The following is a 26,857-nucleotide window of genomic DNA, read 5'->3' on the forward strand; positions in this document are numbered from 1 at the left end:
CCGGCGGCGCGTGACGAAGCTCGGTTCAGGCGGGATCGGTGGGCGGTCGTTGCGACCCGGGCGGCGACGGCGGTGCTTCCCACGGGTCGGTGGGCGGCACGCTGCCGGTGTGCGGCTCCGACCCGGGCGCACCGGACGCCGGCGGGCCGTACGAGGGCGGGCCGTAGGAAGGCGGACCTGACGCGGGCGGACCGTAGGACGGCGGGCCCGAGGCGGGCGGGCCGGATCCCGGCGGCGGGGTGGGCGGTTCGCCGGCGCCCGGGTAGGACGGATAGCCGCCCTGCTGCGGGTAACCCGGGTAGCCGGTCTGACCCGGACCAGGCTGACCCGGACCAGGCTGGCCGGGGGCGGGGTAGCCGGGGTATTGCGGCTGGCCCGGGTAGCCGGGCTGCTGGCCGGGGTAGGCCGGGTAGCCGGGCTGCTGGCCCGGGTAGGCCGGGTACGGCGTCGCGGGGTTCCATGCGAGCGGGCGCTTACGGAAGTACTCGTTGGCCGCCGGCAGCATCAGCAGGATCAGCGCGCCGAGCAGGGCGAGGATCGTCAGCACCGTCAGCGTGACGGAGACGCCGTCGTACCAGGACGGCAGCGCGGCCGAGAGGCGGTTCTCCATCTCGGTCGCGCTGGGGCCGGTCGTGGTGCCCGAGTCGAAGTTCATGGCGCCGGAGCCCGCGCTGCCGAGGAGACCGAAGCCGCTGCAGCAGAGGAAGACGCCGCCGAGGATCCAGGTGGTGATCCGGGAGCCCTGCTTGCCGCGGTTGTTGAAGATCGCCAGGATCAGGATGGTGGCCGCGATCAGGATCGTGAACACCAGGGTGACGACGGTGGCCGCGACGATGACGGTTTCGAGGCCGCTGTCGGTGCTCCCCGCGTACGCGTCCTTGTAGACGTCGGAGACGGTGGAGATGGTGGCCAGACCCACGAGCGCGCTGAGCACGGACAGCACCGCGGTCAGGTACAGCAGGTAGGTCGAGACAGTGACCGCGGTCGGACGTGCAGTCGGTGCCGGCATTCCCGGTTGCATCGGAACTCCCTCGTAGATCCGCTCACGGTATCGGGCCTGCGCCAGAACGACGACCCGGCGCCACCAGGTTGCCCTATACGGCACCATCGTCTGATTTAAGGAGAATTAAGGTTAAATAGGTCGCTCGATTAGGGGGCGACAGGAGTCGATCCAGCGCCATAGACTTCATTGCTGTGGCGCGCCGCGGGCAAGTGAGGCTGGCGGCGCAGCCCTGTGCCGGAAACGTGCACCGCGCCCATCCGAGTCGCCGCCCCCGCACCTTGATCGCCGGGGCCGAGGCAGACCGGATCCGGGCCCCCTCCCGATTGCGCCGGCCGCGTGAGCACACCGCGGCCGCCCCAGACCTGTTAAGGACCGGTGAGTCCCTCATGCCACACGCAGACACCCTGACCGTCGTGCACCACGACGACACGCGGACCCGCTACACCGACGTGCGTTACCAGCTCCACCGCGGCGGCATCAGGATCTGGTCCGACGAGGGCGAGCACGCCTTCACGGACATTCTCATGACCCACGCCTACCGTCAGCGGGAGGCCGAGGCCAGCTAGTCACCACGTGAAAGGGGCCCCTGGGAAACCAGGGGCCCCTTTTCGCGTACCCGTCAGGCCCGGGTGACCCGCAGCCCGTCCTTGCCATCGTTGATCTCGACCGAGACCGTGTCGCCGTCCACGATCTCGCCGGCCAGCAGCGCCTTCGCCAGCGAGTCGCCGATCGCCGACTGCACGAGCCGGCGCAGCGGCCGGGCGCCGTAGATCGGGTCGAAACCGTGCTCGCCGAGCCACAGCACGGCGGCCTCGCTGACCTGGAGGCTGAGCCGGCGGTCGGCGAGCCGGGTACGGAGGCGGTCGAGCTGGATGTCGACGATCGCCGCCAGGTCGCCGGTGGTGAGCGCCTGGAACACCACGATGTCGTCGAGCCGGTTGAGGAATTCCGGCTTGAAGTGGCCGCGGACGGTCGCCATGACCTCCTCGCGGCGCTCCTCCTCGCGGAGCGTGAAGTCGGAGATGACCGACGAGCCGAGGTTGGAGGTCAGCACCAGGATCGCGTTGCGGAAGTCGACCGTGCGGCCCTGACCGTCGGTGAGCCGGCCGTCGTCGAGCACCTGCAGCAGCACGTCGAAGACGTCCGGGTGGGCCTTTTCGACCTCGTCCAGCAGCACGACACTGTACGGCCGCCGCCGCACCGCCTCGGTGAGCTGGCCGCCCTCCTCGTAGCCGACGTATCCGGGCGGGGCACCGACGAGTCGCGCGACGGAGTGCTTCTCGCCGTACTCACTCATGTCGATGCGGACCATGGCGCGCTCGTCGTCGAACAGGAAGCCCGCCAGGGCCTTGGCCAGCTCGGTCTTGCCGACGCCGGTGGGGCCGAGGAACAGGAAGCTGCCGGTGGGGCGGTCGGGGTCGGCGACGCCCGCCCGGGCCCGGCGCACGGCTCCGGACACCGCGGACACGGCCTGGGCCTGGCCCACGACCTTGGCCTGCAGTGACTCCTCCATGCGCAGCAGCTTGGCGGTCTCGCCCTCCATCATCCGGCCGGCCGGGATGCCGGTCCAGGACGCGATGACCTCGGCGATGTCGTCCGCGCCGACCTCTTCCTTGACCATCGGCGGCTCGGTGTTCTCGTCGTCCTCCGCCTCGGCCGCGGTCTCGATCTCGGCCTCGAGCGCCGGGATCTCCTGATACTGCAGGCGGGACGCCTTCTCCCACTCGGCATCGCGCTGGGCGCGCTCGAGCTCGGCCCGGGTCTCGTCGAGCCGCTTCTTGAGCTCGCCGACCCGGTTGAGGCCGCCGCGCTCGCGCTCCCAGCGGGCGTTGAGCGCGGTCAGCTCCTCCTCGCGGTCGGCGAGGTCGCGCTCGAGGCGTTCGAGCCGGGCGATCGACGCCGGGTCGGTCTCCTTCTCTAGGGCCAGCTTCTCGATACGCATCCGGTCGACCTGCCGCTGGAGCTGGTCGAGCTCGACCGGGCTGGAGTCGATCTCCATCCGCAGCCGGGACGCGGCCTCGTCGATCAGGTCGATGGCCTTGTCCGGCAGGAACCGGTCGCTGATGTAGCGGTCGGACAGCGCCGCGGCCGCGACCAGGGCCGCGTCGGTGATCTGGACCCGGTGATGGGCCTCGTAACGCCCCTTGAGGCCGCGCAGGATGCCGATCGTGTCCTCGACCGTGGGCTCTCCGACGACGACCGGCTGGAAGCGCCGTTCGAGCGCGGGGTCCTTCTCGATGTGCTCGCGGTACTCGTCGAGGGTGGTCGCGCCGACCATCCGCAGCTCGCCGCGGGCCAGCATCGGCTTGAGCATGTTGCCGGCGTCCATCGAGCCCTCGCCCTTGCCGGCGCCGACGACGGTGTGCAGCTCGTCGAGGAACGTGACGACCTGGCCGTTGGAGTTGCGGATCTCCTCGAGCACGCTCTTGAGCCGCTCCTCGAACTGGCCGCGGTACTGCGCGCCGGCGACCATCGCGCCGAGGTCGAGCGAGACGAGCTTCTTGTCGCGCAGCGTCTCGGGGACGTCGCCGGCCACGATGCGCTGGGCCAGGCCCTCGACGATCGCGGTCTTGCCGACGCCGGGCTCACCGATCAGCACCGGGTTGTTCTTGGTGCGCCGGGACAGCACCTGGATCACCCGGCGGATCTCGGCGTCCCGGCCGATGACCGGGTCGATCTTGCCGTCGCGGGCCTGGGCGGTCAGGTCGACGCTGTACTTCTCCAGCGCCTTGTAGGTCTGCTCGGGATCCTGGCTGGTCACCCGGCGGTCGCCGCCGCGCACCGTCGGGAACGCCGCGACCAGGGTCTCCTCGGTGGCACCGGCGTCGCGCAGCACCTTGCCGACACCGCCGCCGACCCGGGCGAGGCCGGCCAGCAGGTGCTCGGTGGAGACGTAGTCGTCGGCGAGCGGCTTCGCGATCAGCTCGGCCTCGCCGATGGCGTTGACGAACTCGCGGGACAGGCTGGGCTCCGCGGTGCTGGAACCGCGGGCGGACGGTTGCTGCTCGACGGCGCGCACGGCGGCCCGGCGCACGTCAGCGGGGTTGGCGCCGACCGCGCGCAGCAACGCCGACGCGGTGGACCCGCCGGTGTCGAGCAGCGAGAGCAGCAGGTGCCACGGCTCCACGGTCGCGTGCCCACGCTGGTTGGCGTCGGCCACCGCACCGGTGATGACGTCGCGGCTCTTGGTGGTAAGGCGTTCGGCGTTCATGAGCTCCCCTGATCGAGACTTCCCAGAGATGCAAGCAGTCCGAGACTTGAGCCTATTCCACTCAACTCTCGGTCGGCGACCCCGGCGGCGAAAATCACGTTCGCCGTACGCGTAGACGGCCGTAGCGTGCGGGCATGGTCCAGCTCTCCCCCCGCCTCCTGCGTGCACTTCTTCCGCTGGGTCTGCTCACCCTCGCCGCCGGCGTCTCCACCGCGCTCGTCGGCCCGTTCCTGTCGTTCTTCCTCAGCACCGAGGTCGACGCCGGGCCGCTGCAGGTGACGTTCTTCCTGGTCGCGGCACCCCTGGCCGCCGTGCTGTCATCCACCCTGATCGGGCGCCTCTCCGACCGCCGGCCGATCCGCCGGCTGCTGCTCGTCACCGCCGGCGTCTCCGGCATGGTCGGCACCGGCTTCGCCGCCGTCGTCCGCGACTACTGGATCCTGCTGGGCCTGACGGTCACCGCGATCGCCGTCGCCGGGTCACTCTTCCCACAATCCTTCGCGTACGCCCGTCAGGTGCTGCAACGCGACGCCCCGGAAAAGGCCGCGCTCGGCATCAGCGGGCTGCGTACCGTGTTCTCCCTGGCCTGGGTCGCGGGTCCGGCCCTCGCCGCGTACCTGCTGGCCGCAGGCGGTTTTGTCTGGGTCTACGGCACCGCCGCCGTGACGTATGCGGCCGCCGCTCTCATCGGCGTGTTCTGGCTCCGCGAGGTGCCCGCCGCCGCACCCCGCCCGGTCGACCGGGACGCCCCGACCGAGCTCGAGGTCCCGCGATGGACGCTGTGGCTGACCGCCGGGGCCTTCACGCTCATGCAGGCCCCCCTGACGCTGTCCGTGCAGGCCATGCCGCTGTTCATCAGCACCGACCTCGGCGGCAAGGTCTCCCAGGCCGGGATCGTGCTGGGGCTGTGCGCCGCCCTGGAGATCCCCCTCATGCTCAGCCTGGGAGCGCTCTCCACCCGGGTCCCGCTGCGGTTCCTGCTGTTCGGCGGAGCGCTGTGCGGGGTCGCCTACTACGCGCTGGCCGCGGTCAGCACCACCGTGGTGATGCTCTTCGCCGGTCAGGTGCTCAACGCGCTGTTCATCTCGGCGGTCTCCGGGCTCGGCATCTCCTACATGCAGGAGATGCTGCCGCGGCACCCCGGCCGCGCCACGACGCTGTTCACCAACTCGTTCCCGCTCGGCGCGATGCTCGCCGGGCCGCTGTTCGGGCTGTCCCAGCAGTTCGGTTACCGGCTCGCGTACTGGATCAGTGCCGCCCTCTGCGCGGCGGGTCTCCTGGTGCTCGTGGGCATCGGTTACGGTGAACGACGTGCGCGTACGGGTAGAGCAGACTCCCCTTCCTGGCATCGGCGTCCGTCATGACCTGGTGACATCGTCCGGACGTACGGTCGGGGTGGTCTCGCATCGCAACGGTCGCCGGGATCTCGTCCTCTACGACGTGGACGATCCCGACGCCTGCCTGGCCTCGATCCCGCTGACCGACGACGAGGCGGAAGCCCTGGCCGACGTCCTCGGCGCGTCCCTGATGCTGGGCCAGCTCTCCGGGTTGCGCCAGCAGGCGGCGGGGCTGCTCACCGAGCAGATCCAGCTGCCCGCCGGCTCCTACTTCGTCGGGCGCAAACTGGGCGACACCCGCGCCCGGACCCGTACCAGCGCCTCGATCGTGGCCGTGCTCCGCGACCGTGAGGTGATCGCCTCCCCCGTCCCGTCGTTCGTGTTCGAGGCGAACGACGTCGTCGTGGCGGTCGGCACCCGGCAGGGTCTGGATGGCGTGAGCGCCATCCTGGCCGGCAACAACGACGACTGAGGACGCCTGGGTGCACAGCACGACGATCCTGCTCATCGAGGTCGGCGCGCTTCTTTTCGCGCTGGGCATGCTCGGCCGCATCGGCCGGCGGGTCGGCCTCTCGCCCATCCCGCTCTATCTGCTCGCCGGGCTCGCGTTCGGCCACGGCGGTTTCCTGCCGCTGTCGGCGAGCGAGGAGTTCATCGAGGTCGGCGCCGAGATCGGTGTCGTCCTGCTGCTGGTCATGCTGGGTCTGGAGTATTCCGCGACCGAGCTGGTCGGCAACCTGCGCTCCGCCGCACCGGCCGGCCTGATCGACGCGCTGCTCAACGCGCTGCCCGGGGCCGGTTTCGCGTTCCTGCTGGGCTGGGGCTGGGAGGCGGCGCTGGTGCTGGCCGGCATCACCTGGGTGTCGTCCTCCGGCGTGATCGCCAAGGTCCTCGGCGACCTGGGCCGGCTCGGCAACCGCGAGACGCCGGTGATCCTGTCCGTGCTCGTCATCGAGGACCTCGCGATGGCGTTCTACCTGCCCCTGGTCACCGCGGTGCTGGCCGGCGCCGGCCTGGTCGGCGGCGCCGAGGCCCTGGCGGTCGCGGTGGTCACCGTGATCGCGGTCCTGGTGGTGGCCATCCGGTACGGGCACGCGATCTCCCGCTTCATGTCGGTCAAGGACGCCGAAGCACTGCTGCTCAGCGTGCTGGGCCTGACGCTGTTCGTGGCCGGGGTGGCCGCCGAGCTCAACGTGTCGGCGGCGGTGGGCGCGTTCCTCGTCGGCATCGCGCTCTCCGGCCAGGTCGCGCACAGCGCGGTCCAGATGCTCTCCCCGTTGCGCGACATCTTCGCCGCCGTCTTCTTCGTCTTCTTCGGGCTCTCCACCGACCCGGCCGCGATGCCGCCGGTGCTGCTGCCCGCGTTCGCCCTCGCCGTCCTGACGATGCTGGCCAAGGTGCTGACCGGGGTGATCGCGGCCCGCCGCGGCGGCATCGCGCTGCCCGGTCAGGTCCGCGCCGGCCTCGCGCTGATGCCCCGCGGCGAGTTCTCGATCGTCATCGCCGGGCTGGCCGTGGCGTCCGGCGTCGAACCCGAGCTGGCACCGCTCGCCACCGCGTACGTCCTGATCACCGTGGTGACCGGACCCCTTCTGGCCCGTTTGCCGGACTACGCCTGGTTCAAGAAATTGGTCCGGCGGCGGATGGCGCTGCGCCGACCGGCCGAGCCGGTTCCGGCAACAGACTGACCACTTGACCGTCCAGGCTGCTCATAGCTACTGACCAGTACCTAAAAGTGAGCTTAGGTCACTTCCATCGGATGGTCTTGACGCGCTAACGTGTCGCCGCGACAACTTCGTGTTACCAGGGTGACCAGCGACACGCCAGGTTTGAGGGGGCCCGGCGCAGGCGCGGTCCCGCTGCCGAGGAAGGCCAGACGGCGGATGATCAAACGTGATGAGGCGGCACTGTGACCGTGCGCGAATCGACGTTCTTCGGGTTCACCAACCCGGTCGATCCACGACCGGAGGAGCTGCAATCGTGGGCGTACCACCCGGACGCCGTACCACTGGACGCCATGCCCACCGACTGGGATCTGCTGATCTCCGGTGATGTGCTGGCCCCGACGCTGTTCGACCTGGCCATGGACCGGCAGTGCCCGGCCCGCCGGTTCGCCCAGCACTGCATGTACATCTATGCGGCTGACGGCGTCCGCCCGAACGCGTCCGCACAGCGCAAACGCCGCCTGAAGAAGTACGTCGAGCGGGCCGAGGAGATCGGCGACGAACCGATGGCGATCTGGGCACACAACTGCCGGGTGCTGATGACCCGCCCCGAACTCTTCGATTACCACGACTGGATCGAGGGCGGTCTCACCCGCCGGCCCCGTCGGCTGGGCCCCTTCGGCCGGCGCTGATCCGACGGGATGACAGCGGCGCGCAGGGTGGGCCCTTGAGGAACATCGGAACGGGAAGTAACGCTAGCGATGATCTTGTTCGATCTCTTCTACCGTTTCGGGCTGTGCCGGTTGAGTTTCTCACTGATGAGCAGGTGGCGACGTACGGCCGGTTTCCGGCCGGGCTGACGCCGACGGAGCTGGAAGGTCTCTTCTTCCTCGACGACGCCGCGGCGAACTGCACCGCGCCTACCAGCAGGGCATGGAGGACCAGCTCGGCGCGCTCGGCCTCGTCCTGAACTGCATCACCCTGCGCCACCACATCCGGGTCCACGGCCACTACACGTTCACCCTGCCCGACCTGGGCGGACGCACCTACCGGCCGCTGCGCGACCCGGACGCGGCAGACGAGCAGTAGCCGGCCCGTCGACAGCCCGGGCCTGATGGGCACCGCGCCCGGTCGCCGCCGTTGCCCGCCGACAGCCTGCAGAGAGCTGGTCAGACGTACTCGGCCGCCTGTCCGCCAAGACCCACCGACCTACGAGGCGGCTGACCTGGCCGGCTGGGACCGCCGCGCCCTGCAGGCATGACGCGGGGTCCCGGTGGGCCGCTGCCGCTGACCATGATGCCCGGACGGTTACAGGAATTCGCTGCGGAATGTTGCGGCTAGTTCGCTGGCGCGTCTGCGGCGCGTCGCGAGTTCTTCGTCGGACAGCTGGGGCGGCGGCGCGTCCTTGCCCGAGACGACGTCGCCGATCCGCATGAAGTACTCGTCCTGGCCGGCGGGAGTGCACATGCAGAGCATGCGGGCCGGGGCGCCGGAAACATTGCGGAAGTTGTGGGGCGCGTTGGCCGGGATGTTGATCGTCGATCCGGCCCGTACGGTGTGTTTCTCGCCGCGGAAGGTGAACTCGATCTCCCCTTCGAGGATGGTGAACATCTCCTCGAAGTCGTGGCGGTGCGGCGGTGGGCCTCCCCCGTCGGGTACGCGCATCTCGATCAGGCAGTACTGGCCGTTGGTCTGCTCACCGGTGATCAGCATGGCGTACGTGTTGCCCACCAGCGAGATGTAGGTCGTACCGGGGTCGTCCGGGTCGGCGACGGTGAGCGATCGGGATGGGTCGTCGTCGGGAATCATCGAAATACTTCCTCTACTGGAGATATTGATCGTGGACCGCGCCGTGGAGGGCGGGAGCTGTCAGAGGCCCAGGTTGGTCCAGGCGACCGGGTTCGCGTACTCGTAGATCGCGGCGATCCGGCCGTCACGGAAGGTGAGGCGGTAGACGTACTTGTTGCGGTACGGGGCGCCGGTCTTCGCCACCATGTCGCCGTCCGCGTGCAGGTGGACGTAGCGGGCGTCGTCGGAGACGTGCCACTGCTGGTTGACGAACTTGATCTGCGGCAGGTTCGCCATCGCCCCCTGCATGTATGCGAGGACGCCGTCGACGCCGGTGAAGGTGTAGAACGGCTCCGGTGAGCCGTCGGCGGACAGCGGCAGGACGAGGGTCGCATCGTCGGTGAGCAGCTCGCGCAGCCCGGCCGGGTCCTTGGCGGCCCAGCGTTCGAAGAGCTGCTGCGCGGTGTCGAGTACGGTCATGATGATCAACCTTTCGCGGGATGCGCCGAAAGTGCTTTTGATTCGAAGCACGTAGGATGCGGTGGTGAGTGACGCGACGCAGGACCTGACCCCGCAGGAACTGCGGCACGTACTTCGCGCTGGTGGAGGTCAGCAATCTGTTGCAGTACGCGGTGGACGCCCATCTGCGCGCCGAGGGTGACCTCAGCTACCTGCAGTTCCAGATCCTGGCGCGGCTGAACGACACGTCCGACGGCTGGCTGCGGATGACCGACCTGGCCGATGGGCTGGTGCACAGCCGCAGCGGGCTGACCTATACCTGACCGTGCTCGGCGACGTGCTCGGCCGGGTCCGGCAGCACATGCTGGCCACGCCGCCCCGGTCCGCCAAGTCGCGCGCCAAGAGCCGCCGGGCGCCACGTCAATGATCAGGGATTCAAGCTAGGCGACCGTGATGACGGTCTTGCCGGAGACCGCGCCCGGCTCAGCGTGGACCGCGGGCAGGTCAGAGAGTGGCACCCGGCGGGCCACCTCGACGCGCAGCTCACCGGCGTCGACCCGGGCCACCAGACCGGCCAGCTGCGCCGCGTCGCTGCGGACGAAGAGGTTGATGCCGCGTACGCCGCGGGTCTCGTCGGACGGGGCCGGCATCCAGACCGTGGTGTTGACCAGCACACCGCCATCACGGATCAGCGGGACCAGCGCGGCCAGTTGCTCCGGCGCGACCGCCGCGAAGTTGAGCACCACGTCGACCGGCTCGGTGACCCCGTCCGGGCTCCCGGCGAGCACCTCGTCGGCACCGGCCGATTGCACCCGGTCCGCACTGCGCGGGCCGGCGACGCCGATCACGTAGGCGCCGGCGCTCTTGGCCAGCTGGACCGCGTAGTCGCCGACCGCGCCACCGGCGCCGTTGATCAGCACCCGCTGGCCGGTGGTCAGCTTCGCGTGCTCGAACAGCGCCTGCCACGCGGTGAGGCCGACGACGGGCAGCGCGGCCGCGTCCGCGAGGGGGATGCTGGTGGGGGCGGCGGTCAGGATGTCGGCCGGCGCGAGCACGTACTGCGCGGAGGCGCCGACAGGGAGCAGGCCCAGGAAGCCGATCACCGCGTCGCCGGCGGCGAAGCCGTCCACGCCGTCGCCGAGCGCGTCGACCGTGCCGGCGACGTCCGAGCCGGGCGTGTGCGGCAACGTCACCGGGATCGGACCCTGCATGTAGCCGGCCCGGATGTTGGCGTCGACACCGTTGAACGACGTCGCGGTCACCTTGATCCGGACCTGGCCGGGGCCGGGCACCGGCTGCTCGACGTCCTGGTAGGTCAGGACGGACGGGTCACCGTACTCAGCGAATCGCATCGTCTTCATGGCTGTTGCCTTTCCTGTTTTGTTTCGAATTCGAAGCTGTTTGGAATCGTACATGCTTCGAATTCGAAGCGACATGGAGGGGGATGTGACGAGGGCGACAGTCAGCCGGTGGCAGCCAGCAGCCGGAGCCTCTCGTGACTCGGCGAGCCCGGCTCGGCCGTGAGGACCAGCAGCAGATGCGACTGGACCGGATCGAGCAACCGCGTGCAGCACAGCACCAGCTCACCCAGCTGGGGATGCCGCAACCGTAGGAACCCGCGGCGGTGGACGACGTGCGCCAACCCCCGATCACCGAGCAGCGCCACCGCCGGTCGGGTCCGCAGCAGCACCGCACCCGACCGCGAGAACAACACCGCGGGCAGGTCCGCGAGGCCGTCCATGATCCGCATCATGATCGGGCTGGGGCTGTCGTCGTGTGCCCGGTTCGCCATCGTCCACCTCCCGTTCTCGACGAGATCAATGGTGGCCGGGCGTGATCACCGGTTGAAGGCCGACATCATCCAGGGACAGATCGTCCCGGGATAACGCTCGCGGCGATCAGCCGCTGCAACTTCTCCTCGCTCGGCGAGCCGGGCACGGCGGAGAAGACCATCAGGTACTGGTCCTTGTCCAGATCTACCAGCGGTTGGGCATACAGCTCCAGCTCGCCCAGCTCGGCGTGCAGGTACCGTTTGAGGTCGTGGTGGTGGGTCACGTCCACCTCGTGGCGCGCCCACACCTCGGCGAACTCGTCGCTGGCCGCGAGCAGCGCCTCGACGATCTCACCGGGCACGCCGTGCGGGTCCTTGCGGTATTCCACCCGCAGGTCCGCAGTGAACACCCGGCCACGCTTCTCCTGGTCCTCCGGCGGGTAGAGCTCGCGCTGGGCCGGATCGGTGAAGAAGCGGTAGACCAGGTAGCGGGACAGGCCGGTGTACTGGGTGTAGTCGCCGACCAGCGCGACCGCGGACGGGGTCTGCACCAGCACCTCGCCGAGATTCGTCCACACCATCGCCGGCATGTCGGAGAGGCTGTTGACGATCCGCGCCATGACCGGGCTGATCAGGTCGTCCCGGGCCCGCGACGGCGCCGGGTGCCCACCGAGGCCGAACAGGTGGTCGCGCTCGCTGCGGCTCAGCTGCAGCGCCGTGGCGAGCGCGGCCAGCATCTGCGCGGACGGCATCGAGCCGCGCTGCTGCTCGATGCGGTTGTAGTAGTCGGCCGACATCCCGGCCAGCGCGGCCACTTCCTCCCGGCGCAGGCCACCGGCCCGGCGCCGGGGCCCACGCTGCAGCCCGACGTCCTCGGGCTGCAACGCCTCCCGGTGCGTCCGGAGGAAGTCGGCGAGCTGCGTCCGATCCATCAGTACGGTCTCCCCTGATGCGACCACTCCAGCCTGGCCCGGAATGATCAACCTGGGAAAAACGGTACCCACCCCTCACCGCCGATCGCTGCCCGGGGACAGCGCGACGCACCCGGCTGCTGTCGTATCCCGGGCCATACCTACCATCGGCGGGCGGTGAGTTCGGCGGCGTCGCGGCCGAGGCGCTTCATCTCGTCGACGGTGAAGATGACCCGGCAGTGTGCGGCGTGGGCCTTGATCTCGCGGGCCAGGGCGAGGGCTGCCTCGAACTGTGGTCGGACCCGCATCCGGGTGGAGATCTTCTCGAAGAAGATCTTGTCGCGGGGAATGCCGCGCGTGGCGAGCGCGTCCAGCTGGGACTGGAGTTTTTGGGTCAGGGTGCTGCACCGGGCGTACCCGATCCGGATGTCGGTGCTCGGGAGGTCGGCGGGAACCAGCGTCAGCGGTGGAGTTCCGGGCCGCCACGGCTGGCCCGGGCCGCGGCCGGCCGGGATCAGCACGCGCAGGGCCTTACTCAGCCGGCCGACCGTGGTGAACCGGCCGGTGTGGTACGAGGTCGCGGCCACCCCAGAACGCGACCGGCACGGCGACCCGGGCTGCGCCAGACAGCGCGGACACGGATGCCGTTCAATCTCGCCTGCGTCACGCGAGTCGGATTCGCGGGCGTTTTGGGAATGGATCCGGCCCGGAATCGGCGATCCGGAGCCTGCCGTCGGCCAGCTCTCAGAACGGACCGTTTCTGCGAAGGTCGTAGCAGCCGGGCAAACTCTTCCGGCCAAGATCATCCCTAGCGTTACTCCTCGTTCCGATGTTCCTCAACGGCCGGGTGGCGCTCATCGGCGTGCCGCTGATCGCCGGCATCACCGTATGGCTGCGGTTCTCCGGCCTCGCGGAACGATTCCGGGACGCCACGGTCGCCGCCGCCTGCCAGGCCACCGGCTGCTCCGTGGGCGCCATGGCGCTCATGGGCTGGCTGATCGCCCTGACACCGGCGTTGCTCGGGTTCGCCCCTGATCACGCGTTTCCGGGCCGCGACCCCGATCCACTGGACCGCCGGGGGTCTGCTGCTGGCGCTACCGGTGATCCAGTTCCTGCCCGGGCCCCGGGCCCCGGGCCTCACCGAACTGTTCGCCACCCTCGGTGGCAACGCATTCGCCGGCGGCATGTTCCGGGGCATCGCCACGAGCGCCGTGGCGTTCCTCGCCGTTGCCGCTTACGCCGTGCCGGCACCACGTTTCGCCGCCAGGACGGTGACCCTCGTGGCTGTCCCGGTGCTGGTGCTCGGGGGTGGTGTCGCGTACGCCCGGGCGGCCACCGAGGCGGATTTTCTTATGACCTGGATGGTCTTCCTGGAACCGTCGACCGGCTATGCCACCGTCCTGCGCTGCTACCGGGCGGTCCACCGATGGCTGCTGGTCTCCAGCATCCGGCACGAGGACAACCAGCCGATCACCGCCGCCGACGAACGCTGGCTGCGATGGCCCGCCACCCAACTGGAGTACGCGTTCCGCCGCGTCATCGACGACGACAAGCTCTATCCGCCCGTGGCCGGCACGAACGCCGCCCCGCGAACAGGGTGATGACGGCGATGGCCCGGCGCTCGAACTCGCGCCAGGCCATCCACGATGTCTTCCGTTGTTTCTGGGTACGGGCTATTTCTGACGCGGGCGCCAGACGACCAGGGCCGTGGACGGGCGCTCGCGCCGGACCAGGTCGCGGCCCGGGTACGCCGCCATGGTCTCGAGCTCCGCGATCCGCCGGTAGGCCGCGTCGAGTTGCGCCTCGAGCTCGACCACACGTTCCTGCAGCTCGCCGGCCAGGTGCTCCAGGCCGATGATCCGCTTGATGCCGGCCAGGTTGACGCCTTCCTCCTGGCTGAGTTTCTGCACCTCGCGGAGCAGGGCGACGTCCCGTTCGCTGTAGCGCCGGCCGCCGCCCCCGGCCCGCCCGGCCTGCACGAGGCCGAGCCGGTCGTACTGCCGGAGGGTCTGTGGATGCATCCCGGCCAGTCTCGCGGCGACGGAGATGATCAGGACCTTCGCGTCGGAGGCCTGCTCCACCGAGATTCTGATCTCTTCATACATGTGCCACCTCCCGAAGGTGCCTGATCCCCATTATCGCCCGGTCACCGGCGAAGTCGCGCTTCGATGTTTCCGCGCTCGGCCGCCGGGGTGAGCTTCGCGAACTGCTCCAGCGCGTCGCGGGCCTCGTCGGTGACCCCGGTCGGTACCTGCACGTCGAGCGTGACCAGCAGGTCGCCGACCTTGCCGTCGCGGCGTTGCACACCTTTGCCCCGGGCCCGCAACGTCCGGCCGCTCGGCGTGCCCGGGGGCACCCGCAGCGTCACCGGACTGTCCAGCGTGGGCACCCGCAGGTCGGTGCCCAGCACCGCTTCCGCGATGGTGATCGGCACGGTCAGCGTGATGTCGTCACCGGTCCGCCCGAACAGGTCGTCCTGGCGCACCTTGACCTGCACGTACAGGTCACCGGCGGGTCCGCCCTTGTCCCCGGGCTCGCCGCGGCCACTGAGCCGGATCCGCTGCCCGTCGGCGACACCGGCGGGGAAGCGGACGTTGATGGTGCGGTTCTTGGTGACCCCGCCCGTGCCGCGGCACTCCGGGCACTTCTCCTCGACGATGGTGCCCGCGCCCTGGCACTCACGGCACGGCTCGGAGAAGCTGAACGACCCCTGGTTGCGCGAGATCAGCCCGGAACCGTGGCACTGCGGGCAGGTCCGCGGCGTGGTGCCGGGCTTCGCGCCGTTGCCGTGGCAGGTGTCGCAGACACCCGGCGACCGCAACGTCAGCGGCAGGGTGGTGCCCTGGACCGCGTGCGCGAAGTCGAGCGTCACCTCGGCCTCGACGTCCCGGCCCCGCTGCGGCCCCCGCCGCGGGCCGGGTCCACCGGTGCCACCCGAGAAGATCGAGCTGAAGATGTCGGAGAAGCCTGCGCCACCGAACCGGCGGTCACCGGCGCCGCCCGCGCCACCGGCACCGGGCGCACCGCTGAAGCCGCCGAACAGGTCGGACGGATCGAACTGCGAACCCCCGCCGCCCGCACGGGCACCCCGGCGGAACGCGCCCGAGCCGAACAGTGAGCGCATCTCGTCGTACTCTTTGCGCTTCTTGTCGTCGGACAGCACGTCGTACGCCTCGGACGCGGCCTTGAACCGGTCCTCGGCTTCCTGGTTGCCGGGGTTGTGGTCCGGGTGGTTCTCCCGGGCCAGCTTGCGGTACGCCTTCTTGATCTCGTCCCCGGAGGCGGACTTCGCCACCCCGAGAACGGCGTAGAAGTCCTTCTCCAGCCAGTCCTTGGAACTCATCGAGCCCACCTCCTCACTCGGATGTGACAGGTCCCGCCCGCCGAACGGCGGGCGGGACCGGTGCTTGTCACTCGGGGTCGGCCACCGCGACCAGCGCGGGCCGCAGCAAACGCTCGCCCAGGCTGTAACCGCGGCGCATGACCTCGACGCAGGTCGACTCCGTGACATCGGCCGACGTCAGGTGTGCGACCGCCTCATGACGGGTCGGGTCGAACGGGTCGCCCTTCTCGCCGAACGCGACGAGCCCGAGCTTGCCGACCGCGGTGCCGAGCGTCTCGGCGACGCTGGCGAACGGTCCCACCAGGTCACCGTGCTCCCGGGCCCGGTCGACGTCGTCGAGCACCGGCAGCAGCGCGATGAGCACCGTGCCGGTGGTCTGCTCGGCCGCGGCACTGCGGTCCCGGTCGACCCGCTTGCGGTAGTTGGCGTACTCAGCCGTCACCCGCTGCAGGTCGCGGGTGCGATCCTCCAGCTCGTTGCGCAGGGCTTCGAGCTCGGCACCGAGGCCTGGCGTGACCGTGGTGTCCTCGTCGGCGTCGTCGGCGGCGCGGTGCGCGCCGCCCTTGGCCTCCGCCGGCTCCTCGGACTGCTCGGCCTCCAGGGCCTCGTCGGCCTCCTTGGTCACCGTGGTGTCCTTACCCTTCACATCGATCTTGCGGCGATCGCGGATGACGACGCGTTCGGTCGCCTGACCGTCGTTCTCGTCGTCCGCCCGGCTCACTTCTTGTCGTCCTCGACGATCTCAGCGTCCACGACGTCGTCGTTGCCACCGGCCTGCGGGCCGGCGTTCGGGCCGGCGCCCGCACCGGCACCGGGGCCCGCACCGGGACCACCAGCGGCACCCGCGGCACCGTCGGCACCCGGGGCACCCTGCTCGCCGTCGGCACCCTGCTGCGCGTAGAGCAGCGAACCGGCGGCCTGGGAGACCGACGCCAGCTTCTCGTGCGCGGTCTTGATCTTCTCGATGTCGCTGCCGCCCAGTGCGCCGCGCAGGTCGCCCAGCGCCTCGCTGATCTGGGTGCGGGAGTCCTCGGGAAGCTTGTCGCCGCTCTCGGCGAGGAACTTCTCGGTCTGCCACTGCAGCTGCTCGGCCAGGTTGCGCGTCTCCGCGTCGTCCTTGCGCTGCTTGTCCTCGTCGGCGTGGTCCTGAGCGTCGCGCATCATGCGCTCGATGTCGTCCTTCGGCAGCGCGGAGCCACCGGTGATCATCATCTTCTGCTCTTTACCGGTGCCCAGGTCCTTGGCGTGCACGTTCACGATGCCGTTGGCGTCGATGTCGAACGTGACCTCGATCTGGGGCACGTTGCGCGGCGCCGGCGGGAGACCGGTCAGCTCGAAAGTGCCGAGCTTCTTGTTGTACGCCGCGATCTCGCGCTCGCCCTGGAACACCTGGATCAGCACGGACGGCTGGTTGTCGTCGGCCGTGGTGAAGACCTCGGAGCGCTTCGTCGGGATCGTGGTGTTGCGCTCGATCAGCTTGGTGAAGATGCCGCCCTTGGTCTCGATGCCCAGCGACAGCGGGGTCACGTCGAGCAGGAGGACGTCCTTGACCTCACCCTTGAGCACACCGGCCTGCAGGGCGGCACCGACGGCGACGACCTCGTCCGGGTTGACGCCCTTGTTGGGGTCGCGGCCGGTCATCGAGTTGACCAGCTCGGTGACGGCGGGCATCCGGGTCGAGCCGCCGACCAGGATGACGTGGTCGACGTCGGAGATCTTGACGCCGGCGTCCTTGATGGCCTGCTCGAACGGGCCCTTGGTGCGGTCCAGCAGGTCCTGCGTCATGCGCTGGAACTCGGCCCGGCTCAGGGTCGTGTCCAGGTGCAGCGGGCCCGCCGGGCCGGCCGTGATGTAGGGCAGGTTGATGCTGGTGGTCGACGCGGCGGAGAGCTCGATCTTCGCCTTCTCGGCGGCCTCACGCAGACGCTGCAGCGCCATCTTGTCGGCGCCCAGGTCGATGCCGTGCTCGCCACGGAACGTCTTGACCAGGTGGTCGATGACCCGCTGGTCCCAGTCGTCGCCACCGAGGTGGTTGTCACCGGAGGTCGACTTGACCTCGATGACACCCTCGCCCAGCTCGAGCAGGGAGACGTCGAACGTGCCGCCACCGAGGTCGAAGACCAGGACGGTCTGCTCCTTGGTGCCCTTGTCCAGCCCGTAGGCCAGGGCGGCCGCGGTGGGCTCGTTGACGATGCGCAGGACGTTGAAGCCCGCGATCTCACCGGCCTCCTTGGTGGCCTGCCGCTGCGCGTCGTTGAAGTAGGCCGGGACGGTGATGACCGCGTCCGTGACCGTCTCGCCGAGGTAGGCCTCGGAGTCGCGCTTGAGCTTCATCAGCACCCGCGCCGAGATCTCCTGCGGCGTGTACTTCTTACCGTCGATGTCGATCGACCAGGTGGTGCCGACCTCCCGCTTGACCGAACGGATCGTCCGGTCGGGGTTGGTGACAGCCTGACGCTTGGCCACCTCGCCCACGAGCACCTCGCCGTTGCGCGCGAAGGCGACGATGGACGGTGTCGTCCGGGAGCCCTCCGCGTTGGCGATGACGGTGGGCTCGCCTCCTTCCAGAACGCTGACGCAGGAGTTCGTGGTGCCGAGGTCGATGCCGACCGCTCGTGCCATGTTCGCTTCCTCGCTTCTTGCTGGACCCGGGGCGTATGAGTGGCCAGGGGTGTGCGTAACCAAAGCTTGTCGCCACAGTTGAGTGGACCGGACTCAATGATGCCACGGGATCACCAGACCGCAAGTCGAAGTTGAGCCGACCCGGCGCAACCTGGGTGCCGAAGGTTCCTGTCCGGTCACGACGGGTGGGGTACCTGTTGTCTGCGTTGCATAGATCGGGCACGCTTTACCCGTGACGACACACGGTGACGCGGTCGGTCCGTCGGCCACGCCCGCGTTTACCGACGCACCTCCACGAAAGACCCAAAACCCGACAAACGGTGGTCCGGGCAGGTCAGGCGCTTCCGCCAAACCATCCGGTACGCCCACAGCGCCCCCGTCCGTACCACCACACAACCCGAATACGATGGCGAAAACAGGCGAACCCGAGGAACGAGGCACCACCGCGCCCTCCCCGCTCCCGGCGGCGACCTCGGCGCGGATGCCTGACGCCCCGGCACCGGATCCGGTCGTGCCGACTGAGGCGAACGTCACTGAGGTGCCCGCGCTGGGTGACCGATTCGTCCCGAAATCCGAGCCCGCCGCAGCCGAGACTGCTCCGGCCGAACCTCTCCCGGAGACCACGCCCGTGCCCCAAGCTGGCGCATCACTCCCGGCAAAGGCCGACACCGAGCCCGCCACCACGGCCGAGGCACCGGTCGGCACCGAGGCCACCGCGAAGACCGGGTCGCCGGCTGCGGCCGAGTCCGCCATTGCTCCCGAGGCTGCCGCGGCGGCCGAGCCCGCGGCGGCTGAGCCCGCGACGACAGAGCCCGCGGCGGCGGATGCGCCCACCATGGAGCCCCGGCCCGCGAAAGCTGCGCCGGTCACGGAGAATGAGGCCATCGTGGAGCCCGCGACCGGCGCTGAGGCCACCACGAAGGCAGAGCCTGCGGCCGACGCTGAGGCGACTGTGCAGGCAGAGCCCGCGGCAGCAGCCGAATCATCGGCTGACGGCGCGCCCACAGCGAAGGCGGAACCCGTGGCAAAGGCTGAACCATCCGCTGACGCCGAGCCCACCGAGAAGGCTGAACCGTCCACGACGACCGAACCGTTCACCACGACGGCCGAGTCGCCGCCCGGCGCCGAGCCCACCGCGAAGGCCGAACCGGCCGCTGACACCGAGGCCGAACCGTCCGCTGACGCCGAGCCCACCGCCGAAGTCAAGGCGTCCACGGACGCCGGGCCCACCGCGAACGCCGAACCGGCCGCTGACACCGAGGCCGAACCGTCCGCTGACGCCGAGCCCACCGCCGAGGTCAAGGCGTCCACGGACGCCGGGCCCACCGCGAACGCCGAACCGGCCGCTGACGCCGAGCCCACTGCCGAGTTCAAGGCGCCCACGGACGCCGAGCCCACCGCGAACGCCGAACCGACCGCTGACGCCGAGCCCACTGCCAAGATCAAAACTTCCGCCGAGGGCGACCACACCGCCGAGGGCGAGACGCCGACGGACGCCGGGCCTCCAGCCAACGCCGAACCAACGGCTGACGCCGGACCCACCGCCGACGTCAAACCGTCCATCCAGGCTGAGTCCACCACCGAGGTATCCACGGACGCCGGGCCCACCGCGAAGGCCGAACCGGCCGCTGACGCCGAGCCCACCGCCGCGGTCGAGCCGTCCGTCGATGCTGAACCCACCGCTGAGGTGGAAGCGACCACTGCCGCCGGGCCCGCCGCCGAGGCTGGACCGGCCACGAACGCCGGCTCCGCCGCCGAAGTAGAAGCAGCCACGGACCCCGGGCCCACCACCAAGGCTGGACCGGCCAGGAACGCTGAGCCCGAAGCCGAGGTCAAGGCATCGGATGATGCTGGGCCCGCCGCCAAGGGCAAACCGTCGGCTGATGCTGGGTCGAGCGCGGAGGACGAGGTTTCCGCCGCACCCGCCGCGACGGTGGGGGTTCCGGCTGAGAGTGCGCCTGGTGAGGCGGCTACGGGATCTGGCGCCGAGGTTATGCCGGCCGCCGGGGACACGGCTCTCGGCGCGGCGGAAGCTGGTGGGCCTGGGGGTAAGGCTCCTGGGGCGGACGGTCCTTCGGGGATTCCGGAATGGCCGCCGCCGGCTGGGGCGAGCACCGGGAACACCGTCACCACTCAGCGGCGCCCGGCGACTCTTGATGATCTTGCTCCGATGCCGGTTGCCATTCCTACCACCACCTCCGTTCCGACGATGGCCTCGCCGACGCCGGTGAAGCGGAAGTCGGCGGCGGAGGGTGGCCGGCGGGGTGGACAGCGGGCCGGGGCTGAGGCCGGACCACCGGTTGAGGCGCCGCCCGCGGTCGGGGCTCTTGCCACCGCGCTCTCCCGGTTGCGGGCGACGATCGGTGGGACGAATTATCCGCTGGTCCTGCCGTCCGCCGAGGAAGCCCGTCGGGTCGGGGCCTCGCTGGTCTCCCAGCTCGACGACTATCTCCTGCCCCGGCTGGCCCGGCTCGACGCGCCGCTGCTGGTGGTCGTCGGGGGATCGACCGGGGCTGGGAAATCTACCCTGGTCAACAGCCTGGTCCGGGCTCCGGTGAGCACCGCCGGGGTGCTGCGGCCGACCACCCGGTCACCCGTGCTGGTCAGCCATCCGAACGACTCGTCGTGGTTCCGCAAGGGTGACCTGCTGCCCGGGCTCACCCGGACGACGGAATCCAGTGCCGATCCGCAGACGCTGCAGCTGGTCTCCGCGCCCGCGCTCGGGCCCGGGCTGGCGTTCCTCGACGCCCCGGACATCGACTCGGTCGTGGACCGGAACCGGGAGCTGGCCGCTCAACTGCTCGCCGCCGCGGACCTGTGGTTGTTCGTGACCACCGCTGCCCGGTACGCGGACGCCGTACCGTGGGAATTGTTGAAGACGGCCCGGCTGCGCGGCACGGTGATCGCGCTGGTGCTGGATCGCGTGCCCGCTGATGCCGCCGCGGAGATCTCCGTGCACCTGGCGGAGATGTTGACCGAGAACGCGATGGGTGCGGCGCCGCTGTTCGTGCTGCCCGAGACCACTCTGGACGGTCAAGGACTGTTGTCCGAGGAGGCGACCCGGCAGTTGCACGACTGGTTCGCCCAGCTCGCGGCCGATTCCGGGGCTCGCGCCGCGGTGGTCCGGCAGACTCTCGACGGGGCCCTGAGCGCGCTCGCGCCGGCCGTCGACGGGCTGGCCGCGGCCGCTGACGAGCAGGCCGTCATCGCTGCCGCGCTGGACGAGCGGGTGACCGCCGCGTACCGGACCGGGCGCCGGACCATCGAGGACGGGCTGCAGGACGGCCGTCTGCTGCGGGGTGAGGTGCTGGCCCGCTGGCAGGAGTTCGTCGGCACCGGGGAGTTCCTCAAGACGCTGGAGTCCAAGGTCGGGCAGCTCCGGGACCGGCTCATCTCAGCGTTCACCGGGCGGCCCGCCCCGGGACGCAACCTGCAGCACGCGCTCGAGTCACAGCTGGTCACCCTCGTCCGCGGGGTCGCCTCGGACTGTGCCGAACAGGCGTACGCGGCGTGGTCGGCGTACCCGGCGGGGGTGGAACTGCTGGAGCCCGCGCTGCAGAAACCTGGGCCCGAACTGCCGGAACGCGCCGAACGGATGGTCCGTGACTGGCAGCAGTGGGTGCTGGACCTGGTCCGTAAGCAGGCCGGCGACAAGCGGATCGTGGCCCGTGGCGCCGCGTATGCGGTCAACGGCATCGGGCTGGCGGTGATGATCGCGGTCTTCACGTCGACGGCGTTCATCCCGACCGGCGCCGAACTCGCGGTCGGGGCGGGCACCACCGTCGCGGCCCAGAAAGTGCTCGAAGCGATCTTCGGGGACCAGGCGATCCGCTCACTGGCCGCCCGGGCGCGCACCGAACTTCTGGCACGCGTTAACGTGCTGCTCGACGCGGAGGCGGCACGGTACACCGACCGTACCGCCGCGGTGGGGCTCGAGATGGAACCGGGCGCCACGCTGCGGCAGGCCGCAGCCGACGTGGAACGTGCCAGGGAGGAACTCGCGTTGACCGGTACGCCGTCATGAGCAGCATCGTCGACCGGATGAAGCGTGCGCTGACCGGGGATGACCGGGTGGACGCCGACCAGCTGGTCGAACGTCTCGAGGCGTTGCAGCGGTTCCTGCGGGTCACCGACCCGTACCTGCCGGACAACGACCTGGTCGCCGCGCACACGCTCGTCGAGCGCGCGGGCGGCCGGCTGGCCCTGTCACAGGACCACACGGTCGTCGCGCTGGCCGGCAGCACCGGCAGCGGCAAGTCCAGCCTGTTCAACGCGCTCGCCCGGCTGAAACTGTCACCGGTGGGCGTACGCCGGCCCACCACGGGCGTCGCGCACGCCTGCGTCTGGGGACCCCTCGAACCCGCGAGCCGGCTGCTGGACTGGGTCGGGGTGCTGCCCCGGCAGCGCTTCATCCGGGAGAGCGCGCTCGACGGTGACGACGAGGTCGCCCTGCGCGGGCTCGTCCTGCTCGACCTGCCCGACTTCGACTCCGTCGAGCGCGGTCACCGGCTCGAGGTGGACCGCCTGCTCGGCCTCGTCGACCAGGTGGTGTGGGTGGTCGACCCGCAGAAGTACGGCGACCGGGTCCTGCACAACGCGTACCTGAAGCAGTTCCGGTCACACGCCGACGTGACGATCGTGGTGTTGAACCAGGCCGACCGGCTCACCCCAGCGGACACCGACCTCGTGCTCACCGACCTCAAGCGACTGCTCGAGGAGGACGGGCTCGGCGAGGTGCCCGCGCTGGCCACCTCGGCGAAGCAGCCCGGCATGCTCAACGAACTGCGCGAAGCCCTGGAGAAGACGGTCGCCGAGCGGCAGGCCGCCCTGCGCCGCCTCTCCGGTGATGTCGACACCGTCGGCGACCAGCTCGCCGCCGTGATCGGGCCGCCGGCCGCCGAGGACGAGGTGGACCGGGCGACCGTCCGCCAGCTCAGCGACGCGCTCGCCAACTCCGCCGGGGTGCCCGCCGTGGCCGAGGCGACCGGTGGGGCGTACCGGCACCGGGCCATCGCCAGCACCGGGTGGCCACTGATCCGCGGGGCCCGCAAGCTGCGACCCGACCCGCTCAAGCGGCTGCACCTCGCCACCGAGGCCGCCACCCCGTTCTTCACCGACGAAGCCGACGAGCAGGCCGCACCGGTCTCGCGTACGTCCGTCCCCGAGGCCGACGCCGCGCAGAAGTCCGCCGTCGGGCTGTCCGTCCGGGCGGTCGCCGCGCGGGCGGCCGCACCGATCCCCGAGATCTGGGCGCCGGCGCTGAACGCGGCCGCCCGCTCCCGGCTCGCCGACCTGCCCGACGCGCTGGACCGGGCGGTCGCGAAAACCGATCTCGGCCTCAACCGCAAACCGTTCTGGTGGACCGCGGTCGGCGCGTTGCAGTGGCTGCTGACCATCGCCGCGGTGGCCGGGCTGGGCTGGCTCGTCGCCGGGTACGCGGTGCGCCTGCTCGGCCTGCCGAAACTGGAGTACCCCGAGGTCGGCGTGGTTCCGCTGCCCACGTTGCTGCTGCTCGGAGGCCTTCTCCTCGGGTTGCTGCTGGCCATGGCGTTGCGTCCGATCGTCAACGCGGGGGCGAAACGCGCCCAGCGCCGAGCCGACCAGCGGCTGCGTCAGTCGGTCACCGAGGTCGGCCGCGAACACGTGGTCGCCCCGGTGCGCGAGGTGCTCAACGCGTACGCCCAGGCACGCGAAGCGCTGACGGTCGTCCGTTCGGAATAGAGCCTCCGGTCTGCGGTGCCGGTAGGCTCGGCGACATGGCTGCACCTCAGAATCCATACGACGCGGTCCTGCACGCGGCACGCGACGTGGCGAAGCTCGACTGCGCCCTGGACGCGGAGATGCTGGGCACCGCTCTGCTGGGCAGCGTTTACTCCGTGGCCACCACCGACCGCGCCGACGCGGTGCGCGAGTTCGTCGGCGCGTTCCTCAGCGCGACGACCCGGCGCCGCACCGCGTCCGCCACGACGATCCGCGAGGTCTTCGCGGCCCTGGTCCCCGACGCGACCGGCGCGAGCACGGTCAAACGCGGCGCGCAGACCCCGGCATGGGCGGACCAGCTCGGCCGGGTGCGGCCCACCGGCTGCTACGCGTACGGCGACGTGTACGGCGATCAGACGTCCTATCTGGTCACCTTCGCGTACGACGACGTGGCCGACGGCGGTCCCGAGCACGCGGTCGTCGCCCTCATCGACCACAACATCGGCATCACCAAGGACGTCTTCGTCGGCGGCCCGGCGGAACGCATCCTGGGCCAGGTCCGCGAGATGTGCGCGACCGACGAGCTCACCTGGTTCCGCGAGGAGGACCCGGCCCGGCTCCGCGGCGAGGTGCACCGCCACCTCGAGATCACCGACGGGCTCACCGACCTCCCCCAGGACGGCAACCTCGCCACCGACCGCGCCCTGGCCACCGCCCGTCTCGCGCTGCTCCCGAAATCCAAGGTCCCGCCGATCGAGGAGCCCCCGGAGCTCAGCGGCCCGGACCGCGAACGCCTCCTGCGCGACTTCCTCTCGTCACCGGAGGCCGCCCGGTTCGGCCTCGACGCGATCGCCGCCGACGACGAGCTGGCATCCCTGCACTTCTGCCTCAGCCTCCTGCTCGACCACGCCGCCAGCCTGCCCGACCCGGACCCACTGCGCTGGAGCCCGGCGGTCGCGGGCCTCTTCCTGCTCGACTGGGTCCACCGCCGCGCGGTCCTCGACATGGACGACGCGGCCATGCTGCCCCGGGTCACCCGGGCCTGGTCGGCGTACGCGATGCGCAAGAAGGGCCTCCCGGACTCCGCCGGCGAGCAGACGGACACCATGGTCGAGGAGATGATCCCGGAGTTCGCCCGCCTGTACGCCACCGGTGAGAAGCGGAGCCCGGCCACGGCCGCGGTGGCCCAGCTCATCTCCGAGGGCGTCGACCCCAACGATCCCGAGGCGATCGACGCCTGGATCGAGACCAACCGTCACCGCCTGGCCGACGACTCCTGATCAACGCCAGTTCCTGATCTGGTCCGGGTCGGCGTGATGCCGGCCCGGCCGGGAACTGCGGTGCAGCGCGGCGGTCTCGTCGGACCGGTGCATGCTCTCCACCCGGTGCGCACCCTGGTATCCCCGGGCCGCGTTGTCCTCTTCCTGATACCGGTGGCTGTTGCCGGTCCGGTCGGCACGATGGGCCGCCTTACGATTCTGCGGGCGCTCGGTCACCATTGACCTCCGGCTGTCGGACCGATCGGCACGAGCCCACCGGTGAGAGTCTGCTTCCTTCGAGTTCCGCCGGCTCTTCCGCACCCACCGCCCCGCAGGGCCGATGTGGACAGAACCGGAGCGATCCACACACCAGGGCTGCCGATCAGGCTCCCGCACCGGCCACCGCGACCCGTCATCGTCGCTGTCGTCACTGTCGCCCTCGTCGCCCTGTTCGCCGTCACCGCCGTCGCTGCTGCCGTGATCGACTTCGTGGCCGGGGTCAGATTCACCCGAATGGTCGGAATCATCTTCCTTGTCGTTGTCGTCGTTCTCACCGACATCGGGTGGATTTTCGGATTCGTCGGACTGTTCAGCACCATCCGCATCATCGGGGATCGATCCGTCCGGTTCGTCCGGCGGCGTCACCTCACCCGGCGCCTCGTCATCGTCAGGCTTTGCGGGCATCGTCGGCTCAGCGGATTTCCCGGGGTCTTCCGGTGGCTCAGTATGCGGTTTATTGTCGCTTTTGCCGGGAAGATTACCGGGCTTCCGGGGTGGTCCGGGTGACGGTTTCGGACTCACGCCGGGATGAGAATCAGGACCCGAACCGGGAGGGGAAATTGTGGTCGGCCCGGGACTCGCGATGGGCCCGGAACTATCACCCGGGCCAGGACGGCCAGCCGGGCCAGGACGGCCAGCCGGGCCAGGACGGCCAGCCGGGCCAGGACGGCCAGCCGGGCCAGGACGGCCAGCCGGGCCAGGACGGTCGCCGGAGTCAGGGTGGCCACTCGAGCCCGGGCGGTCAGCCGAACCGGGACGGGCACCCGACCCGGGACGATCAGCCGAGCCTGGACGGGCACCCGACCCGGGACGATCAGCCGAGCCTGGACGGGCACCCGAGCCCGGAGCATCGCCCGAGCCCGGGCGACCACTTGAACCGGGACCGTCGCCTGAGCCGGGGCGGTTGCCCGGGGCGGGAGTGGAGGCCGAGGGGGGCGAGGGAGAGCCGGACGGCTGCGGGCGGCTGCTCTCGTCGTACCCGCGCGGCTTCTTTTTCTGCTTTTGACCCTGGGGTGTGCCGGAACCGGTCGACGGCGTCGGCTCCGGACCGGTTCTGATCGGGCCTGCGGAGGGTGGCGGGATGAACGGGATATCGGCGACCGGCGGGCGTTTGTCGGCGAGTTCGTTCGAGCCGGCGGTGATCGCCGCGAGGGTCGGCAGGGAGGCCAGGCCGACCAGCATGACCACGATCAGGATGTAGCGGCGGGTGGTGCCGGTGAAGCCTTCGGCGCTGTAGACGCCGTTGAGGCGTTTTCGTAGCACCTTGATCGGCGGCACGGGTGCGTCGTCGTTCGGCTGTTCCGGCACGGCCGGCGCCCTCCCCAGAGTAAAGATCCATGTGGATCCGTCGCGGCTAGTGGGGCAAACGACGCATGTGCGTTCAAGGCGCGGCACATGTGGTCCGTTCCGGCGGAAGTGACGGTACGAAAACCATTTAATGGGGCAAAGTCGGGCACCGATAGGTCGTCAAGATTTCGGATCTGTGATCGACCTGACCTGTGGCGGGACT

At 70.3% G+C, this 26,857-nt stretch carries 25 protein-coding genes; 11 read left to right on the forward strand and 14 right to left on the reverse strand.

What is annotated here, in order from left to right:
• Nucleotides 1–25: 25 nt before the first annotated feature.
• A complete protein-coding gene (locus ACIA6A_RS27885) occupies nucleotides 26–1,021 on the reverse strand; it encodes a hypothetical protein (protein ID WP_396100840.1) in 996 nt (331 codons plus the stop codon).
• Nucleotides 1,022–1,389: 368 nt separating this feature from the next.
• On the opposite strand from ACIA6A_RS27885, the gene ACIA6A_RS27890 reads away from it, so the two are divergent.
• Nucleotides 1,390–1,569, forward strand: coding sequence for a hypothetical protein (locus tag ACIA6A_RS27890; protein WP_396100841.1), 180 nt, complete (start codon nucleotides 1,390–1,392; stop codon nucleotides 1,567–1,569).
• 53 nt (nucleotides 1,570–1,622) lie between these two features.
• Here the strand turns inward: ACIA6A_RS27890 and clpB are convergent, their stop codons facing one another.
• Nucleotides 1,623–4,214, reverse strand: coding sequence for an ATP-dependent chaperone ClpB (gene clpB / locus ACIA6A_RS27895; RefSeq protein WP_396100842.1), 2,592 nt, complete (start codon nucleotides 4,212–4,214; stop codon nucleotides 1,623–1,625).
• A 134-nt stretch (nucleotides 4,215–4,348) separates the two neighbouring features.
• On the opposite strand from clpB, the gene ACIA6A_RS27900 reads away from it, so the two are divergent.
• The 5 genes from ACIA6A_RS27900 to ACIA6A_RS27920 all read left to right on the forward strand — a co-directional run bounded on the left by ACIA6A_RS27900 (nucleotide 4,349) and on the right by ACIA6A_RS27920 (nucleotide 8,304).
• On the forward strand, nucleotides 4,349–5,578 hold the full coding sequence (locus ACIA6A_RS27900; RefSeq protein ID WP_396100843.1) for a sugar efflux transporter: 1,230 nt from the start codon (nucleotides 4,349–4,351) through the stop codon (nucleotides 5,576–5,578).
• Nucleotides 5,526–6,023, forward strand: coding sequence for a cation:proton antiporter regulatory subunit (locus ACIA6A_RS27905; protein WP_396100844.1), 498 nt, complete (start codon nucleotides 5,526–5,528; stop codon nucleotides 6,021–6,023). Before ACIA6A_RS27900 ends, ACIA6A_RS27905 begins: the two co-directional genes overlap by 53 nt.
• A gap of 10 nt (nucleotides 6,024–6,033) precedes the next feature.
• Complete coding sequence (locus ACIA6A_RS27910; protein ID WP_396100845.1) at nucleotides 6,034–7,239, forward strand: cation:proton antiporter; 1,206 nt, start codon at nucleotides 6,034–6,036, stop codon at nucleotides 7,237–7,239.
• 221 nt (nucleotides 7,240–7,460) lie between these two features.
• Nucleotides 7,461–7,907: a hypothetical protein gene (locus ACIA6A_RS27915; RefSeq protein ID WP_396100846.1), complete on the forward strand. Its 447-nt coding sequence runs from the start codon at nucleotides 7,461–7,463 to the stop codon at nucleotides 7,905–7,907.
• A gap of 241 nt (nucleotides 7,908–8,148) precedes the next feature.
• On the forward strand, nucleotides 8,149–8,304 hold the full coding sequence (locus tag ACIA6A_RS27920; RefSeq protein WP_396100847.1) for a hypothetical protein: 156 nt from the start codon (nucleotides 8,149–8,151) through the stop codon (nucleotides 8,302–8,304).
• 219 nt (nucleotides 8,305–8,523) lie between these two features.
• Here ACIA6A_RS27920 and ACIA6A_RS27925 read toward each other — a convergent pair whose 3' ends face one another.
• Complete coding sequence (locus ACIA6A_RS27925) at nucleotides 8,524–9,024, reverse strand: cupin domain-containing protein (protein ID WP_396100848.1); 501 nt, start codon at nucleotides 9,022–9,024, stop codon at nucleotides 8,524–8,526.
• 60 nt (nucleotides 9,025–9,084) lie between these two features.
• Nucleotides 9,085–9,483, reverse strand: coding sequence for a nuclear transport factor 2 family protein (locus ACIA6A_RS27930; protein WP_396100849.1), 399 nt, complete (start codon nucleotides 9,481–9,483; stop codon nucleotides 9,085–9,087).
• 122 nt (nucleotides 9,484–9,605) lie between these two features.
• Between ACIA6A_RS27930 and ACIA6A_RS27935 the strand changes: the two genes are divergently transcribed.
• Nucleotides 9,606–9,785 (forward strand): hypothetical protein, encoded by a 180-nt coding sequence (locus tag ACIA6A_RS27935; RefSeq protein WP_396100850.1) that lies wholly within the window; start codon nucleotides 9,606–9,608, stop codon nucleotides 9,783–9,785.
• 117 nt (nucleotides 9,786–9,902) lie between these two features.
• Here the strand turns inward: ACIA6A_RS27935 and ACIA6A_RS27940 are convergent, their stop codons facing one another.
• From ACIA6A_RS27940 to ACIA6A_RS27955, 4 genes are all read right to left on the reverse strand, one after another.
• On the reverse strand, nucleotides 9,903–10,823 hold the full coding sequence (locus ACIA6A_RS27940; protein WP_396100851.1) for an NADP-dependent oxidoreductase: 921 nt from the start codon (nucleotides 10,821–10,823) through the stop codon (nucleotides 9,903–9,905).
• A 101-nt stretch (nucleotides 10,824–10,924) separates the two neighbouring features.
• Nucleotides 10,925–11,254 (reverse strand): hypothetical protein, encoded by a 330-nt coding sequence (locus ACIA6A_RS27945; RefSeq protein ID WP_396100853.1) that lies wholly within the window; start codon nucleotides 11,252–11,254, stop codon nucleotides 10,925–10,927.
• A gap of 65 nt (nucleotides 11,255–11,319) precedes the next feature.
• On the reverse strand, nucleotides 11,320–12,165 hold the full coding sequence (locus tag ACIA6A_RS27950) for a helix-turn-helix transcriptional regulator (protein ID WP_396100854.1): 846 nt from the start codon (nucleotides 12,163–12,165) through the stop codon (nucleotides 11,320–11,322).
• A gap of 140 nt (nucleotides 12,166–12,305) precedes the next feature.
• Nucleotides 12,306–12,731, reverse strand: a complete 426-nt coding sequence (locus ACIA6A_RS27955) for a recombinase family protein (protein WP_396100855.1) — start codon at nucleotides 12,729–12,731, stop codon at nucleotides 12,306–12,308.
• A 513-nt stretch (nucleotides 12,732–13,244) separates the two neighbouring features.
• Here ACIA6A_RS27955 and ACIA6A_RS27960 point away from each other — a divergent pair.
• Nucleotides 13,245–13,745, forward strand: a complete 501-nt coding sequence (locus ACIA6A_RS27960; RefSeq protein WP_396100856.1) for a hypothetical protein — start codon at nucleotides 13,245–13,247, stop codon at nucleotides 13,743–13,745.
• 72 nt (nucleotides 13,746–13,817) lie between these two features.
• On the opposite strand, the gene ACIA6A_RS27965 is transcribed toward ACIA6A_RS27960, so the two are convergent.
• The 4 genes from ACIA6A_RS27965 to dnaK form a co-directional block, all read right to left on the reverse strand.
• The gene (locus ACIA6A_RS27965; protein WP_396100857.1) at nucleotides 13,818–14,249 is read right to left on the reverse strand and encodes a heat shock protein transcriptional repressor HspR; all 432 of its coding nucleotides are present in this window, start codon (nucleotides 14,247–14,249) and stop codon (nucleotides 13,818–13,820) included.
• Nucleotides 14,250–14,290: 41 nt separating this feature from the next.
• Complete coding sequence (gene dnaJ, locus ACIA6A_RS27970) at nucleotides 14,291–15,487, reverse strand: molecular chaperone DnaJ (RefSeq protein ID WP_396100858.1); 1,197 nt, start codon at nucleotides 15,485–15,487, stop codon at nucleotides 14,291–14,293.
• A 67-nt stretch (nucleotides 15,488–15,554) separates the two neighbouring features.
• On the reverse strand, nucleotides 15,555–16,208 hold the full coding sequence (gene grpE, locus ACIA6A_RS27975) for a nucleotide exchange factor GrpE (RefSeq protein ID WP_396100860.1): 654 nt from the start codon (nucleotides 16,206–16,208) through the stop codon (nucleotides 15,555–15,557).
• Nucleotides 16,205–18,109, reverse strand: a complete 1,905-nt coding sequence (gene dnaK / locus ACIA6A_RS27980) for a molecular chaperone DnaK (protein WP_396100861.1) — start codon at nucleotides 18,107–18,109, stop codon at nucleotides 16,205–16,207. Before dnaK ends, grpE begins: the two co-directional genes overlap by 4 nt.
• Nucleotides 18,110–20,318: 2,209 nt before the next feature.
• Between dnaK and ACIA6A_RS27985 the strand changes: the two genes are divergently transcribed.
• From ACIA6A_RS27985 to ACIA6A_RS27995, 3 genes are read left to right on the forward strand one after another with little or no spacing between them, the layout of a single operon-like run.
• A complete protein-coding gene (locus ACIA6A_RS27985) occupies nucleotides 20,319–22,133 on the forward strand; it encodes an ABC transporter (RefSeq protein ID WP_396101151.1) in 1,815 nt (604 codons plus the stop codon).
• Complete coding sequence (locus tag ACIA6A_RS27990) at nucleotides 22,130–23,830, forward strand: GTPase (RefSeq protein ID WP_396100862.1); 1,701 nt, start codon at nucleotides 22,130–22,132, stop codon at nucleotides 23,828–23,830. Before ACIA6A_RS27985 ends, ACIA6A_RS27990 begins: the two co-directional genes overlap by 4 nt.
• 35 nt (nucleotides 23,831–23,865) lie before the next feature.
• Nucleotides 23,866–25,089 carry a hypothetical protein gene (locus tag ACIA6A_RS27995; protein WP_396100863.1) on the forward strand — a complete coding sequence of 408 codons (1,224 nt, stop codon included), beginning with the start codon at nucleotides 23,866–23,868 and terminating at the stop codon, nucleotides 25,087–25,089.
• Here the strand turns inward: ACIA6A_RS27995 and ACIA6A_RS28000 are convergent, their stop codons facing one another.
• Nucleotides 25,090–25,752, reverse strand: a complete 663-nt coding sequence (locus ACIA6A_RS28000; RefSeq protein WP_396100864.1) for a hypothetical protein — start codon at nucleotides 25,750–25,752, stop codon at nucleotides 25,090–25,092.
• Nucleotides 25,753–25,865: 113 nt separating this feature from the next.
• Nucleotides 25,866–26,111, reverse strand: coding sequence for a hypothetical protein (locus ACIA6A_RS28005; protein WP_396100865.1), 246 nt, complete (start codon nucleotides 26,109–26,111; stop codon nucleotides 25,866–25,868).
• Nucleotides 26,112–26,857 lie beyond the last annotated feature (746 nt).

This window comes from Actinoplanes sp. NPDC051494 (assembly GCF_044454705.1).
Taxonomy (GTDB): domain Bacteria; phylum Actinomycetota; class Actinomycetes; order Mycobacteriales; family Micromonosporaceae; genus Actinoplanes.